Origin of the sequence: Paraburkholderia sp. BR14312, from assembly GCF_040948675.1 — a bacterium.
Classification (GTDB): Bacteria; Pseudomonadota; Gammaproteobacteria; order Burkholderiales; family Burkholderiaceae; genus Paraburkholderia; species Paraburkholderia nodosa_A.
On the sequence record NZ_JBFPKI010000019.1, the window covers coordinates 23,678 to 36,783 of the forward strand.

The 13,106-nt window shown below is 58.3% G+C and carries 10 protein-coding genes and 3 pseudogenes; 1 reads left to right on the forward strand and 12 read right to left on the reverse strand.

Annotation, left to right across the window (positions count from 1 at the left end; all coding sequences use genetic code 11):
• Positions 1–79 precede the first annotated feature (79 nt).
• The 7 genes from AB3X98_RS37785 to AB3X98_RS37815 form a co-directional block, all read right to left on the reverse strand.
• A complete protein-coding gene (locus AB3X98_RS37785; RefSeq protein WP_368605599.1) occupies positions 80–286 on the reverse strand; it encodes a hypothetical protein in 207 nt (68 codons plus the stop codon).
• A 12-nt stretch (positions 287–298) separates the two neighbouring features.
• The gene (locus tag AB3X98_RS37790; RefSeq protein WP_368605600.1) at positions 299–1,036 is read right to left on the reverse strand and encodes a COG4280 domain-containing protein; all 738 of its coding nucleotides are present in this window, start codon (positions 1,034–1,036) and stop codon (positions 299–301) included.
• Between the two features lie 121 nt (positions 1,037–1,157).
• The gene (locus AB3X98_RS37795; protein ID WP_368605601.1) at positions 1,158–2,282 is read right to left on the reverse strand and encodes a porin; all 1,125 of its coding nucleotides are present in this window, start codon (positions 2,280–2,282) and stop codon (positions 1,158–1,160) included.
• A gap of 222 nt (positions 2,283–2,504) precedes the next feature.
• The gene (gene phnE / locus AB3X98_RS37800; RefSeq protein ID WP_368605602.1) at positions 2,505–3,344 is read right to left on the reverse strand and encodes a phosphonate ABC transporter, permease protein PhnE; all 840 of its coding nucleotides are present in this window, start codon (positions 3,342–3,344) and stop codon (positions 2,505–2,507) included.
• Complete coding sequence (locus AB3X98_RS37805) at positions 3,341–4,222, reverse strand: phosphate/phosphite/phosphonate ABC transporter substrate-binding protein (protein ID WP_368605603.1); 882 nt, start codon at positions 4,220–4,222, stop codon at positions 3,341–3,343. Before AB3X98_RS37805 ends, phnE begins: the two co-directional genes overlap by 4 nt.
• Positions 4,223–4,251: 29 nt before the next feature.
• Positions 4,252–5,052 carry a phosphonate ABC transporter ATP-binding protein gene (gene phnC, locus AB3X98_RS37810; protein WP_368605604.1) on the reverse strand — a complete coding sequence of 267 codons (801 nt, stop codon included), beginning with the start codon at positions 5,050–5,052 and terminating at the stop codon, positions 4,252–4,254.
• On the reverse strand, positions 5,049–6,254 hold the full coding sequence (locus tag AB3X98_RS37815) for an NAD(P)/FAD-dependent oxidoreductase (RefSeq protein ID WP_368605605.1): 1,206 nt from the start codon (positions 6,252–6,254) through the stop codon (positions 5,049–5,051). Before AB3X98_RS37815 ends, phnC begins: the two co-directional genes overlap by 4 nt.
• Before the next feature lie 111 nt (positions 6,255–6,365).
• Here AB3X98_RS37815 and phnF point away from each other — a divergent pair, with 111 nt between their 5' ends.
• Positions 6,366–7,109: a phosphonate metabolism transcriptional regulator PhnF gene (gene phnF, locus AB3X98_RS37820; protein ID WP_368610410.1), complete on the forward strand. Its 744-nt coding sequence runs from the start codon at positions 6,366–6,368 to the stop codon at positions 7,107–7,109.
• Positions 7,110–7,427: 318 nt separating this feature from the next.
• Here phnF and AB3X98_RS37825 read toward each other — a convergent pair.
• The 5 genes and pseudogenes from AB3X98_RS37825 to AB3X98_RS37845 all read right to left on the reverse strand — a co-directional run.
• Positions 7,428–7,550, reverse strand: a pseudogene (locus AB3X98_RS37825) (IS5/IS1182 family transposase); the annotation flags it as partial.
• 428 nt (positions 7,551–7,978) lie between these two features.
• Positions 7,979–8,732: pseudogene (locus AB3X98_RS37830) on the reverse strand (ABC transporter ATP-binding protein).
• Between the two features lies 1 nt (position 8,733).
• Positions 8,734–10,098: pseudogene (locus AB3X98_RS37835) on the reverse strand (ABC transporter substrate-binding protein).
• A gap of 224 nt (positions 10,099–10,322) precedes the next feature.
• Positions 10,323–10,574, reverse strand: a complete 252-nt coding sequence (locus tag AB3X98_RS37840; RefSeq protein ID WP_368605607.1) for an H-NS histone family protein — start codon at positions 10,572–10,574, stop codon at positions 10,323–10,325.
• 1,099 nt (positions 10,575–11,673) lie between these two features.
• On the reverse strand, positions 11,674–12,894 hold the full coding sequence (locus AB3X98_RS37845) for a GSU2403 family nucleotidyltransferase fold protein (protein WP_368605608.1): 1,221 nt from the start codon (positions 12,892–12,894) through the stop codon (positions 11,674–11,676).
• Positions 12,895–13,106: the final 212 nt, after the last annotated feature.

Genomic DNA, 13,106 nt, shown 5'->3' on the forward strand with positions numbered 1-13,106 from the left:
ATGCGTCTAGCCCCGGCGTTGGCGGCCAGCACTTCGCCAGCCCAAGGAAGTCATACTTACTTTCAGACAAAGACCCTGGTCATCGCCTGGAAGCGCGCATCACGCTCTCGGCAAGGACGGCGATCGTGCCGATAAAAAGCAGCGCACCACCAACTACCCCCGAAATGCCCACGAACTTTACCAAAATAGTAACGGCGCCGATCAGAAGGATGGTGAAAAAGGCCAGCATGCCGTCGTCGACGAACATCCCAACAAGTTCAGCAAGCCCGATGCGAATTGCGTTCATTACGATGGCTCCTTAGGCAAGATAGTGGGTGCCGCGCAGCCAGCGCACGGCGGACAACGAAAAGACGGCGAGTACAATGAAGATGCCGATCAACATCAGATCAGCCCCCGGCCACTCTGCCCCAAATCCCTCACCGGTCCAGAAAACACCGAAACTGGTCAGCATCAGACCAACAATAAATTTCAGGGTGTTTTCCGGTACTCGCGATAGCGGCTTATGAACCATGAGTCCGATCAGTATCACTGCGACGAACGCGGCTACAGCACCGACCGCAGCGTAGAGTGTCGCTCCACGGGCTGCGCCCACTGCAATCACGATGAAGACCACCTCAACGCCTTCGAGCAGCACAGCCTTGAATGCTGCGATCCCGGCAAGATAGCTGGCACGCTTGTCTTTCCTCCGCCTGGCAAGCGTTTCGGTCTCTTTGGCGAAAGCTTTTTCCTCGTCGTGAAGTGCGAGATGACCTGAAGCCCGAAGCACTGCCTTCCTCAGCCAGCGCATGCCAAACAGCATCAGCAGGATACCGATGACATATTGAAGCAGTTGCAACGGGATCAGCGTCAGCAGGGGGCCAATAAAAAACACGAGCGCGGCAAGCATGGTAAAGGCGATGCCTGTGCCGATGAAGGCCGACCGCCAACTTTGAGTAACGCCAACGGCCAGTACGATGGTGAAGGCTTCCACCACCTCGACCGCCGAGGCGAGGAAGGACGCGGTAATTGTCGATGTAATGGTTGTGATGTCGGTCATGATCGTTCCGTCCAATAAGTCAATCCAAGCGTTCAATCTGGCTGCACTGCCAGCACCGGCGCTGATAGGTACCTGTATGTACCAACGCGACAACCCTCTCCCGGTTCTGGACAGGGACCAGTTAAAAGGAGTGGTGTATACCGAATTCGGTAACCAGCTGAGAACTCGTCGAAGAGCTGCTTACGCCGGAGATATCAGCCGTGACGCCTGACTTCCCTGCGTTGCCGACATGCTCGTATCCTGCTTGCATGATCAAAAGGGTGCGTTTTGATAATGCGTAGGCAGCCTGAAGGGTAATCTGGTGGTACCTCGGGCGTTCGCCGTTGAGGTGCGAGTCTGTAAAGGTGTACGCGCCCGACAGAGTCCATGCCGGTGTAAACCTGTAGCTGCCATTTAACTCGTAGTTTGTGAAGCGTGCATTTCCTGCAAGAAGCAGGTTGTGTGAAGTGCCAGCATAGCCAGATCCGATAGCGGTGGCGTCGCTGAGCTGTGTCTGGGTAAAGACGATGCCTACGGTTGACGCGTCGAACGCGTAGCGGGCGCCTGCGCCATATGTGCGCTGGCGTGCTGCGTAAAACGGGGAATCACCCGCTACTACTGAACCGTTTGGGTTAGTCGTCGAGCCGACGTTATTTATTTGCAGATAGCTGGACGCAAGGGTTAGCCCTCCGTTCGTATACGAGGCGCTGAGGTCGTACGCGCGGCTGTCAGCGAAGCTTCCCGCAGCGTTCGAGAAACCATAAAGTCCGCCGAACTGGAAACCAGCGTAGCTGGCGCTTTGATATTTCACAGAATTGTTAAGGCGGATCGATGCGCCGAGATTGTCGTTATCGTACGGGTGCGTCGCCAGTGATCCCAGGACCAGCGAATCAAGAGCAAAGAAGTTACTCTGGTATTGACGTCCAAGAGTGACTTTGCCGAAGTGGCTGTCCGACAAGCCGACGAACGCCTGACGGCCAAATTCACGACCGTTCTGGCCCAACTTCCCGTTCGACGGATTGAAACCATTTTCGAGGGTGAAGATTGCCTTGAGTCCGCCGCCAAGATCCTCCGAGCCGAGGAGCCCCCAACGGGGGCCAGACAGCAGACCGTTACCCAGCTGATAATTGCTGTGACCGCCGGAGTTATTGGTGTAGACGAGGCCGGCGTCGATCATCCCGTACAGCGTAACCGAACTTTGCGCGTTCGAGGAGCTGGCGACACCGAGCAGTGCGAGCGAGAGTGCGTAGCGAAGTGAATTTTCCATATCCATTCTCATGCATTAGTACTACGTATTAAATCGGGAAAAAATATTCAGATGTATTGCGTTAATGCTCCGAACTGGTTGATCGTGTAACGCAGCACACGGGCAGTAGCGCTAGCAGCAGTTCACGCCGGCACTCACGCAGAGACGGTTATCGCTGAGAGCTGGATAGTGGGAAGCTGCGGGGCAGTGAGACTGCCTGAATAAAGCACGGGGATGAAAGCTTTAAGCGATTCGACGCCGGATGATCGCTGACAGGTTATCGATGAGCACCACGGTGAAGACGATGAGCAGAAGAATGGAGGACACGCTTCGATTGTCAAACACTCTCATCGACTCCTGAAGCGAGTAGCCAATACCACCCGCGCCCACCACGCCCAGTACGGTAGCTGCCCGAACATTCGCCTCGAAACGGTACAACACGAAAGACACGAACCCGGGCAGGATCTGTGGAACGAATCCTCGCAGGATAACGGCCAATGGCGTTGCTCCCGTGGATTTGACTGCCTCTACCTGCCCCATGTCGATGCCTTCGATCGCTTCGCTCAACAACTTTCCGAGTGAGCCGATTCCGCTCACGGCAAGAGCCATTACTCCGCTAAAAGGTCCGAGTCCTACTGCCGCGACGAATACCAGGGCAACGACAAGCTCATTGAGGGATCGAAGAACGTCCATTGCCCTTCTCGATAACCAGTAAATAACGCCAGATCCAGAGACAGTACGCGCCCCCAGAAAGGCCAGAGCGAGCGCGAATGGTACGGAGAGTACAGTTCCCCAGATCGCCATCTTGATGGTGAGAATCATCTCGGCCATATAAATGCCGAGTTTTGATGTATTCGGCGGAAAGAACCCTGATTGCGGCAGGTCCGAAGAGCCGATAACATATTGCCAGGCGCTGCCCAGGCCGTCGGCCAGGTGTCCGGGGTTCACACCGGCATCATGGTAGGACCAGACAAGTGCCGCAATAATCACCATCGTAAAGATCCACTTACGCGGGATCATTACAGACAGGGAGGGCTTGTCAGATGTGGAAAGCCCGATTAGATCGAAGGAATGCTTTGTCACTGTCTTTCCTTGAGGTCGAACTGCTGCTTGACATGTTCAAGTTGCCGGACGTAGTCGTAATCGCTGTCTGAAGCCGTGACGATGCGCTCGACGCCTCCCGGCAGGCCCGCTAGGCCCTCAGAATCCTGGAAGGTGATCAACGCATCCTGGTACGCTTTCCGGAAGTCCGCAGGAAGACCGCCCCGAACGACGTAGGCCGGATTGGGAATAGGATGGGATTTCCAGACGGGGAGCAGTTCATCCTTCCTGATCATGCCTTGCGTTACCGCGAGGCCGGCATAGGGGAAGGAGACGGCAGCAACGTCGACTTGCCTGTTCTTAAGGGCAAGTACGGCAGGAATGGCTCCGCCCGCAAAGGTGATTTCAGAGAAGAAGCGTTTGGGATCGACCTTGAGATCATCGAGAAAGTAGGTCATGGGCGCAAGGTAGCCGCTCGTCGAATTTGGCTCGCTGAACGCGAGCCGTTTCCCTTTGGCCATGGCGATGGAAGACATGCCGGAATCGGCACGGACCCACAGGCCACCGAGATATCCGGTCCCCTCATGCGTTTTTTCCATGGCGACGGCGTCCACATCGCCCTGCCGTCGCGCTATCACGTAAGACTCCCCCCCAATGCGGGCCGCGTCAACTTGACCGTTGGTCAACGCAACGATCACGGAGGTGACGTCGCTTACGCGGTAAGAAACAACGGGGATACCCATCCTTGCTTCAATGTGCCTGAGGAGCCGGCTATACGCGGCCTGGGCACCATCTCCTTCGTTGGGCACGATTGCGTAGCGTAGCTGTTTGGGCCAGGCATCAGACTGTGCCGCCCGCACTGTTGCCGATAACAGACCTGTACCGATCAACGCAAGAACCGATCGTCTTGACAGAGTCATTCTGCTTTTCCTCCAAAAGAGTCAAATGCCTACGATTCCATGGTTTCGTAGAGACCGGAGATCTCACACGTCCCGAGTTTGCCAACCGGTAGACTGAACTGGAGACGACCGGACTTCATTCCGACGACAAATGAGGCGAAGTCGCGCACCGCCGACACGGAGTGAAGGCTTGCAATCACTGAAATTCCGTCAGTCGCCGCAATCGACTGGAGGATTTCCATAACGCGGTTTGCGCTCTTTGGATCGAGCGCAGAAATGGGCTCGTCTGCAAGCAGCAGGGTCGGGCGTTGAGCAAGCGCCCTGGCTATTGCAACGCGTTGCTGCTGCCCACCGGACATGGTATCGACGCGCTGGTGCGCATGGTCGCTCAGACCGACGCGCTCCAGCAGGCTCATTGCGAGTTCAACGTCTTCAGACCTGTACATGCGAATCACAGTCCGTAGCGTTGACTGGTAGCCAAGTCGACCGAGCAATACATTTTCGATCGCGGTCAGCCTGCGCACCAGATTGAACGTCTGGAAGATCATGCCGGTATTGCGGCGGATGTGCCGTAGTTCCGCGCCACGCGCCGCCGACACGACAGACCCGTTCACGACTACGGTTCCGCTCGTCGGCCTTAACAACCCATTGAGCAACCGGAGTACAGTGGATTTCCCTGCGCCGGACGGCCCGATCAGCGAAATTAGCCCCTTGCCGTCGAGTGAGAGGTCCATACCATGAAGAATCTTCTTGCCATTTGTGTAGCTGTGCTCAACACCACGAAGTTCAATGGATGCGGACCCCGCACGCCGTCCGACGACTGACGGAATGGCATTCGTTGAGCTCGTCATTTTGCAGGCTCCCCGTCCGTGGGCGCGGCGCCGATGCTGAGGATCCCCGGGTGGCCGGTTTCAGTCGTTGCCAGATCGCCCGGAGCCCAGGGTGCGAACTCCCGGTGCTTGTCAACATGGTCGATGAGCCGCGCTGGACGATATGAACGAAGCAGCTCGGATTCGTTGTCAGTCAGGATTTCGCTGGCGTGTTCCTTTCCTACCAGTCCGGAAAGCGAAATTCCGCTGTGCATCACCGCCACAGACAGGCCAGGGTGACCTGGGATCTCCCCGACTACGGGCAGGCCGTCAGGGGGAATAGGTCGAATTCCAATGCGCACGGATTCGATCTCACCATCTCCAAATCCGCGGAGCCAGGGCCTTACAAGTGCCGCCGTTTCCTCAGCGGCCGCATGAGCGTCATCGTGTGTGGGCACTGAGGTTCGGTAATCGGTTCGACCGGCGACAAGTCGCCCACTACCGTCTGGCTTGAAATGGACCTTGCCCGCGTATACGACGTGCCGCAGGCCAGTGGGCAGCGGCTTGGTCACGATTGTGACCCCCGCGCGCGTTGTGACGGGCAGTTTCGCACCAAACATATCGAGGACGTTCGCAGTCTCGGCGCCACTGCACGAAACGACCTTGTCCACAGTGATATCCGTCCGGGTGCCGCGCAGACGATACCCGCCATCACGACGTTCGATCCGCGTGATCTGCTCGCTCGCGTAAAGCGTCGCACCTGCGTCCTCGGCGCCACGCAACAGTCTGCCAACCATCGGGACCGACTCAAGCCATCCTTCACCCGGCATTCGGTATACGGGGAAACGGCTTTCCGGAAGGACAAGGTTTGGCTCGAACCTGGCAACGAAATCTGCTGCCTTCATGCGTTCAAATTCAAGACCAGCGACAGAGGAGGCGGCAACGTGTGCCTCCATTTTTTCGGCATCCACGTCGTTGTCAACGTAGTAGATGCTTCCGTCCCGGTGAACGAGCTGCTCAGCACTCAACCGGGTGCTCAGCTCCGTCCAGTAGCTGATCGCTTTTACGCGAAGCTCGCCATACTGTCCGCCAAATCGGACAGCGTTCAAATATGAAAAGGTCGCGAGTGACGTCACGCTACCCGCACGCCTGGTATCAAAGATGTAGACGTTTGCTCCACGCGTAGCGAGGTGGTAAGCTAGGCTTGACCCAACGATGCCGGCTCCGATGATGGCGATGCGCATATTTTCAAGTCCTTTCTTTTCGAATCAAACGTATACAACTTTGGCATCTTGCTGTGTCATTCTGATGACGTGCGTCGCGGCAATTGTCTCCGCTGGAGTCGTCAGTAAATGATGAAATTACCTGGCGAACGGGTTCGGCAGCGCTCGAGCAGAGTCCCCATGTGGCGGCAGATCGAGGCCACGTTGAAGGGCGAGATCGTGTCCGGAGCGTTGAAACCAGGGGCACAGCTGCCTCCGGAGGGAGACATCTCGGAGCGATTCGCTGTGACCCGGGCGACAGCCCGAAAAGCACTCGCGAGCCTGCAGATCAGTGGCCTAATCAGGATCGAGCCGGGGCGGGGAACATTTGTGCAGGGACCTGTTTTCCCATACGAACTATCGGGAGCAACAAGGTTTTGTCACTTTCTCACCTCGCTGTCCGTTGACGCCCAGACGGGGGTGCTTTCTGTGGGTGTGGCACGTGCCTCCCCGGAAATCGCAGAGGCGCTGCGCCTTCCGCCAACAGCAAGGGTCGATTGCATCAAGACCATCGCTTCGGCTGACGGGTGGCCGATTGTCATTTCCGAGAACTTCGTATCGGAAGATCGGTTCCCGGGTTTCGCCGATACCTATCAGCGGTGCGGCTCCATCAATGAGACCTTTCGCAAATATGGCCAGAACGAAAAGCGCAGATCAAAAACGGAACTCGTTTCGAGATTGCCGACGGACGATGAAGCGCATCTTCTGCAGCAGCCAAAAACGCGACCTATAGTGGAGGCAACGCTGACAATGGTCGATCCGAACGGTCATCCGGTATGGATCGACATAAGCTGCTTCAGTGCGGACCGAGTCAAACTCGTCCTATCAGAAACGTAGTCGGTGTTCAATCCTGCCTAAACAAGGGTCTCGGGGTGTCGGTGCTATGCGAATCGGCATTGGCCACTGGGTTGATTGCACTGCCGCAATACGATGGTGCCTGGCCCAGGTTGCCGACGATAAGCCTGCTAACTTATGAGCGAAGCCCTAATCCGCTTAGCAGGCTGTTGAAAAGCGCCCCGTCATGACGACCGAAGCCATGTTCAGGAGGCTTGCGCGTGTGATTTCCCGCTGAATTACCGGTTCGCCGCGCGATCCTGCGCGGGGCATGCGCACGCATGCAGCCCTTGTGGCGCGCAATCTTCGCGCCGTGTCGGCTCATCGCGTCGCTCCTTGCGGCACCACCCCTGGCATTCGGGCCATGCGGGTCAGATTGCTCGCAACCATCGTCAGCTTGAAGTGCTGGTCGACGCGCTTGATGCCGCGATAGACCGTCTGCTTTCGCTCATCTACTCAACACGTACCTGCCACCCTCACAGGGTGACTTTTCCACGGTCGCTCACCACCGCGCCTTTTGGACGCAGCAGCACCGGGCGGTTTGAAGCCTGCTCCTGAAAGCCGACTTCGGGAGGCCTACTCCCATCTTTAGTACAGCACCGCAGGCTCTCACCTGCGTTCGTGACACACTACGCTTTCTTATCCTAAGCAACAAAGAGGCGTAAGTTCAATGAATTCGGCCAGCCAAACATCCCAGTTAATCTGCACTCCAACATATATTTATAACTAATTTTTGGTTTCTCCTCCGCTGGCCGAGAGCGACTGACGGTACTCTGGTTAGCTCACTTGCGATGGTTTCATCGTCGAAACTGGAGCCAGCTCACGACAGCGTTTTTTTGTAGCGAGCTGTCCGTTCAGCGACACATCACATATCAGCCAGTCAAAACCTGTCTCGCGCGCCCGGAGCGGCGCGCAGTGTAATCGACGGCTGCGCCGCCAAGGTATGCGTCGTGCAGGACCTCAAGCTGGGTGAGTTCGCACGCCGCGCCGTGTGCAACCACGCGACCGCCTTCGCTCCGCGAGCAGAAAACTGACCCCCTCGTCGCGGTTGAGCGCCGCGACAATCTCGAAAATTTCCTCGACGACCATCGGCGCGAGCCCCATTGAAGTCTCGTCGAGCAGCACGAGCGAAGGACGCGCCATCAGCGCACGGCCGATCGCCACCATCTGCTGCTCGCCACCCGACGTCAATCCCGCCAGCGACTGGCGCTTGACCTTCAGACGCGGAAAGATCCCGTAGATCCGCTCGAGACGCGCCTCGATCTCAGCCCGTCGCGGCCGCCTGGCGAACGATCCGATCCGCAGATTCTCCTCGACCGAAAGATGAGCAAAGCAGCGCCGCCCTTCGAGCACCTGGACAAGCCCGCGCTCGACCAGTATCCACGGCTCGACGCGCGCGACATCGTCGCCGCGATAGACGATGCGACCGCCCGTCAGTTCGCCGCGCTCCGCGCGTACGAGGTTCGAGATCGCCCTGAGCGTGGTCGTCTTGCCCGCGCCGTTGCCGCCGAGCAGCGCGACGATCTCGCCCTCGGGCACCGCCAGCGACACCCCGCGCAAGGCGGGGATGATCTGGCTATAGGTCACGGCGATCTCGTCGACCTGCAGGATCGGAGTGCTCGTCATGTTAGAGGTCCTTGCTGCAATCGCGTGGCGTAATGCCCTTTTCCTTCGCGTACGACAGCGCAGACTTCTCGATGATCGGACGTAGCAGCTCGCGGTCCGCCTGCACCCAGTTGCTGATCACGTTCCATTTCCGGCCGTCCCATTGCTGGAAGCGCACGGCACCGCCGCCTTCGTGGTCCGCGCAGGTCAATTTGAGCGGCTGCACGAGGCCGAGTGCGCCGAGTTGCTTGAGGCGCGCATCGTCCAGATCCAGATGCTCGAAGCCCCAGCGCACCTGCTCGCCCGTGAGCGGCTTGTTGCCGAACTTGCGCTGCGCAACGCGCACCGCCTCGACGTTGAGAATACCGTTCACCACGCCCAGGTTGTAGTAGACGGTGCCAAAGCGCGCCGGGTCCTTGAGGTTGCCGTTGCCGGGCTTCACCACGTACTGATTGATCGCCTGCAGCACCGGGTAGTCCGTGCCCGAGGGGTGCGTCGTGATCGAGATGAAGCCCTTTGCCGCATCACCTGCGGGACGCACGTCTTCCTCGGAGTTGCTCCAGATGTTGCCGATGATGTGATCGACCGGATAGCCGACCTTCTGCGCGGTCTTGATCGCTACTGGATTCATCACACCCCAGCCGCGCAGGATCACCCAGTCGGGATTGATCTGGTGAATCTTCAGCTACTGCGAACCTTGTTCGTTGCCAGGATGCGGCACTTCGATCTGGGTCACGTCGAAGCCATATTTCTTCGCGAGCAGATCGACCACCGGAATCGTTTCGCGGCCGTACGGCGAACCGTGATATAGCACGACAATCTTCTTGCCCTTGAGCGCGGCGAGACCGCCCGAGCGCTGCCCGATGTAGTTGACGATCGCGGAGACCTCGCTGTACGGATTCAGCTGCAGCGGGAACACATAGGGAAACACTGCGCCGTCAGTCGAGTCGGTGCGGCCATGGTTGATCGTGATGAGCGGGATCTTGTCGGCCGTCGAACGGTCGAGCGTCGCGTAAGCGATACCGACCGACAACGGGTTCGTGGCCGCGGTCGGCGCACCGTCGGGGCCGCCGCTCTTCAGGCGCTCATAGCATTCGACGCCCTTCTCCACCACGCACTCGGTCTCGCACTCCTTCCATACGAGCTTGACGCCGTTCACGCCGCCGTCATGCGCGTTGATCAGCTGGAGATAGTCGATGAAGCCACCGAAGAAGCCGCTGCCACCGGCTGCGTAGGGGCCGACCCGGTAGCTTTGCAGCGGAAAATACTCCTCACCCGCCGCATGCACCTGAGGCAATGCGCCAACGGTGAGCGCAAGCGCGGCCACGAAAGCCGAGGACCACTGTCTCCACTTGGCGCGAGAGGGACGAATATCATTATTTCGCATAACAAAATATTCCTTGAACGATAAAAAGGAACAATAAGGCGGGGAGATTAACGGCTCAAGATTGCTTCGGCCGACGTCGATGGACGATCTGCACGAGTCGCGAGGCCTTCCGGTTCTGCCAATCGTCGTAATCTTCATGTTGGGCGCCCTCCTCGATTAAGTGGTAGCTTCGACACTTCCACTTTGGCACACCGATGCCGTTTCGGGTGGGGGCGTCCATTCCATTAGTTTGGCGCGCGTCCCCGCCCGGACCAGGTAGCACCGGTAGCAGGATCGCGATATATCCCAGGCAGTGGCCCGTGCGCGACCCTTGGTCTGCCGCGTCGGCTCCCGAAGATATCCCGCTCGGTATATCCGAACTCCACAACCTTTGCACGTATATCGGCAAGCACCGTGTCGAACTCCTGCTGCCGCATAGCGGCCGCCTGACTCTTGAGTTCGTCAAGTTGTGCTTTCAGTTCCTTGTACGTTGCCACGGACTTCCCCCATGTGGACTCCTTGCGGTCATGATAGTGACTTTGTCACGGCATTGATCCGAATCGGGATGACCGAGCGACGAGTCTGGCCTTGGGCCTGTGTCCGCGAATTCGCAAATCACGGGCAATATTCGGCGGCCGTTCCATGACGAACGTTCACACTCTTTTGCAGGGATGGACTGACGCGTGGCCAGTTCGTTCCAGCGCTTTTCACGAGGATCGGCCGACACAACGGACCCTTGAAGCGGCGCATTGTGCAGTTGTGAACACCGCGCACACCTGGTCGACCACGCGAGCAATGAACAGGACAAGGCGGTGCAGGCTGCGCATTGCGTTATCCTGAAGCGTCCGCTCAAAGGGAGCACGCATGAAACTTTCGAAATACCTGTTACTGATGGCAGTGCCGCTGTCCACCACCGCTTACGCGCAAGCCTCGCAGACGTTTCACTTCGGCGAAGGCCAGGACTCGCCGCAACTTGGACGTACCACTTCTCCTCCGCCATTGCCCGCAGCCCAGACTACAGAGCCGCTGCCCCAGGGTGAGCCTCATCCGCACACGAAGCCGACGTTAGAGTCCCAACCAAAGGCGAAATCGAAGTCGAAGCACCGGCAGCACCATCGGCACCATCCAATCCACCCGTCACCGCTTAAGAATCCGTATTCACATCCTTGAGTCGGGCAGCACGCCAATCGTGTGTCAGCCATCCAGCGAATGACTGGACTATCTGGCATTCCTCGCCGACTGTCGCACAATTAATTCGCTATACGAATTGATATGATGTGACGACGCTCAGTGACCAAAGATGAAGTTTCACCAGAGTCGACATTACAGCTCGAATGATTGCAATTTCAACGGCCGCCCAGACTGTTTTGCGTAATCTATTGAACGCGTCCGTAGTCCAGCCCGTACTCATATTCGGTGCACGGTAGCTGGCTAAGGATCCGACGCGACGCCATTGTCGTGAAGGACAGTGCCTGTGGGATGCGCGAACAACCGGAACGACGGCATCCACACACGGAACGCGCGGTGACGGGATGGCATACAGCACGGGTGGTTGATCATACGCATTCCGGGCCAGTCGGAGCACGACATGGCCTGTCAGGCGACAATGCTTTCCTCAAATTCGAATAGCGCTCCCTCGTGAGCCTCGAGCATGGTGCGTATATCGGGCAGCGCACGGCGAACCATTGGGCGCGCAGACCTCGGGAGATTCGAGCAGGCGAGCTCGATATCGCCGCTTCTGTGCTCGCCGAGCATCGCGAGCATCACGCACGCCTGCTGGATATCTTTCTGCGACTTGACCAGCATGTTGGTGCGCAAGCGTGAAACGAGGATCTTGTGGATCGCGAAGCGTGCGGGGTCCGGCACACGAACCGGCACCGCGCCGTGCCTTGAAAGCAGCGTGCCCATGTGGGACTGGCCGAGCAGGTAGGCGAGATAAGGCATGCCGCTCGCATGCGCGCCGAGCTCTGGAACAGCGACGGTCGGAAATGTGTTGCCCTTCGAAGGCACAAGCAGATCGACGTGAAAACGCGTCCGCCCCGCCTGCTTGAACGACGTGGACGGATCGCCCCTGTTGAACCCCGGCACCGGCACGAAGTCGATTCCGGTTTCTTTCAGGATTTCGAGCAGGCCACCCGACGGCACACCCTGTAGCGCGAGCTGGCGGGCGCGCGCGATATCGATGTCCTCGGTCTCGTAGGCAAGCGCCTTGATGCCAAGGCTGTTGAGCAGAACCGCGTATGCGTGAGAGCCCACGAGCACCGCGCCGGCCTCGAAAAGTCCGTAATTGTGGAGGACCGCCATGGTCGCGTAGGTCTTGTTGTCGGCAATCTGGAAGCCGAGCTTCGCGAGCTCCCGGATGCGGCTGATGAGGTCTTTGGACTGCTCGATCTGCGCCATCACCACAGCGACGCGCTCCTCGGCCGCCGGATCGCCCTTGGGTCCGCCAAGGCTCTCCTGCTGCCGCTTGCCCTCCGCGTTCATGAACTGCCGATAGTAGTAGACAGCGTTCCCGCGATGGTGCTCGGTGATCGTGCCCGGCGCACCCACGAGAACCCGCCCCTGGCTGGCGGCCGCCTGCTCGACGTTCGCGTACTGGGAGCAAAATGCCTGATCGTGTCGCTGGTAAAGAGGAAGTCCGTGCATGCCAGAGAATTGCAGTAATTTTTTTGATTTTACTGCAAAAGGCGAGTTCGTGATCGCAGTAATTTTATAGGAATTACTGCAATCAACTTGGAATCCCTCAGGCCACCAACCCCTCGCCTGTCCGATACCCCAGGCGAACGGTACAAGGTTACCCTGCGGTACCGGGCGCATCGGTCAGGATTTGTTCGGGCCATGCCCGGTCCGCGACCTCATTGTCGGACTTCTCACCACGCACCGGCTGACGAATCGCCGACGTCTCGAATTCATGTTCCGGCGCATCGTTGGGCCAACGTCTGTGGCCCCGTCCGCGTGCTTTAGCACGCCGAGGGCCACCCAATGCCTGCGCGCGGGCATCGGGCCTCACCAGATGCAGGACTTCGAAG